Origin of the sequence: Rhodococcus sp. P14 (assembly GCF_000256505.1) — a bacterium.
Classification (GTDB): Bacteria; Actinomycetota; Actinomycetes; order Mycobacteriales; family Mycobacteriaceae; genus Rhodococcus; species Rhodococcus ruber.
In genome coordinates this window covers 1-1,404 of sequence record NZ_AJFC01000414.1, presented here as the reverse complement: position 1 = coordinate 1,404, position 1,404 = coordinate 1, and the positions used below count along the sequence as shown (strand labels likewise).

General features: G+C 68.7%; 1 protein-coding gene. It reads right to left on the bottom strand.

The window, feature by feature from the left end; genetic code table 11:
* Nucleotides 1-1,404: condensation domain-containing protein (locus OEY_RS29400; RefSeq protein ID WP_010596976.1), on the bottom strand; the 1,404-nt coding region annotated here is incomplete at both ends.

The window sequence follows — 1,404 nt, the reverse complement described above, 5'->3', positions numbered from 1 at the left end:
ACCGCCTCGAGCACCCGCACGAACCGCTCCGCGAAACCGGCCACGGTGCCCTTGTCGAACAGATCCGTCGCACACGTGAACGTCGCGTCGATACGAGCCGGCGTCCCGTCCTCGTCGTAGCGGTCGAAGACGGTCAGCTGCAGGTCGGTCTTGGCGAGCTCGAGCTCGAAGTTGGTCGGGGAGACGGTCAGCCCCGGCAGTTCCAACTTCGTCTGTGCGAGGTTCTGGAAGGACAGGCCCACCTGGAACAGCGGGTTCCGGGCCGTCGACCGCACGGGATTGAGCACCTCCACCAGGCGCTCGAACGGCACGTCGGCGTGCGCGAACGCACCGAGGTCCGTCTCCCGGACCTGAGCCAGGAACTCGTCGAATGCGACATCGGACTGCACGCGGGGGCGGAAGACCAGCGTGTTGACGAACATGCCGATCAGGTCGTCGAGCACCCGCTCGCCGCGGCCCGCGATCGGCGTACCGATCGCGACGTCCTCGGTACCCGACAGCCGTCCCATCAGGGTCGCCAGGGCGGCGTGCACCACCATGAACAGCGTGGCGTTGTGGCGGCGTGCCAGATCCTGCAGACCCCGGTGCAACTCGGCGTCGACGGTGAAGTGCAGCGAGTCGCCACGGAAGCTCTGACGCGGAGGTCGTGGGCGGTCGGCGGGGAGATCGATCTGGTCGGGCAGACCGGCCAGGGTCCGCTTCCAGTACTCGATCTGCTGCGCGGCGACGGAGTCGGGATCGTCCTCCGAACCGATGACGTCGCGCTGCCACAACGCGTAGTCCGCGTACTGGACGGGCAGCGGCTCCCACCCCGGGGTCTCCCCGCGGGACCGGGCCTCGTAGGCGATGGTGACGTCGCGGGCGAGGGGTGCCATCGAGGCGCCGTCCGCGGAGACGTGATGCACGACGAACGCCAGGACGTAATCGGTGTCGGTGATCCGGAAGATCCGCGAGGCCACCGGCACCTGACGTGTCACGTCGAAGGTCGTGGACATGAACGCGACGATTTCCTCGGTGAGGTTGTCCTCGGTGACGTCGTACGGCGTCAGATCGGGCAGCGCATCGTCCACGGGGAGCACGATCTGGTGCGGTCCGCCGTCGGGATCCGGGTAGTAGGTGCGCAGCATCTCGTGCCGGCCGATCACGTCGCGCACCGCCGCCTGCATCGCGGCGAGATCCAGCTCGCCCTGGAGTCGCACCGCGAAGGGAATGTTGTCCACCGCGGAGGAGGTGTCGAACTGGTTGAGGAACCAGTACCTCTGCTGGGCGAGCGACAGCGGCACCCGCTCGGGACGCGGTGCCGCCTCGAGCGGGCGCCGGGCACCGGTACCGATCTGGCGGCCGACCTCCGCGGCGAACGCCTCGACGGTGGAGGTCTCGAACAGCACCCGCAGCGGCACCGAC